General features: G+C 44.2%; 1 protein-coding gene. It reads left to right on the top strand.

Features of this window, described 5'->3' with window-relative positions; all coding sequences use genetic code 11:
• Positions 1-85: 85 nt before the first annotated feature.
• The gene (locus tag ACTHTY_RS12115; protein ID WP_440367878.1) at positions 86-343 is read left to right on the top strand and encodes an ESPR domain-containing protein; all 258 of its coding nucleotides are present in this window, start codon (positions 86-88) and stop codon (positions 341-343) included.
• Positions 344-437: the final 94 nt, after the last annotated feature.

Below are 437 nucleotides of genomic sequence, written 5' to 3'. Positions count from 1 at the left end.
TATTAAAGTGTGTTTTTAGCATTTTCTTAAATGAGCAGCGCACTTAGGTTAGATAAATGTATATACAGTAAGGAGATTCACTGTTATGAATAAAATATACAAGATTGTTTGGAATGCGGCCCAGGAGGCTTGGGTTGCCGTATCTGAACTTGCCAAGGGGCATGTAAAAGCCTCTTCTTCAGGCAAAAATGCCAAGCAAAGTACGGTGGTGGAGGAAGAAGGAAGTGCCTCTTCTACACTGTATAGCTTAGTTAAAGCGGCTACAAATGCCATGGTGATTGGTGGCGTTGCGGTAACCTTATTCAGTTTAATTCAAACGGCTCAAGCCGCTGACAAGCATTAGACAACTGTTGTCGCTGAGCAAGGGACGAGAGAGAAAGCTCAACGCCTAGAACCTAATGCATTGCTTGCTTTGGGCCGTGACACTAAAGCGGGAG

Source organism: Neisseria sp. P0019.S002, assembly GCF_051957155.1.
Lineage (GTDB): Bacteria > Pseudomonadota > Gammaproteobacteria > Burkholderiales > Neisseriaceae > Neisseria > Neisseria perflava.
The sequence above is the reverse complement of the archived record's forward strand: the minus strand, read 5'-3'. Positions and strand labels throughout refer to the sequence as shown.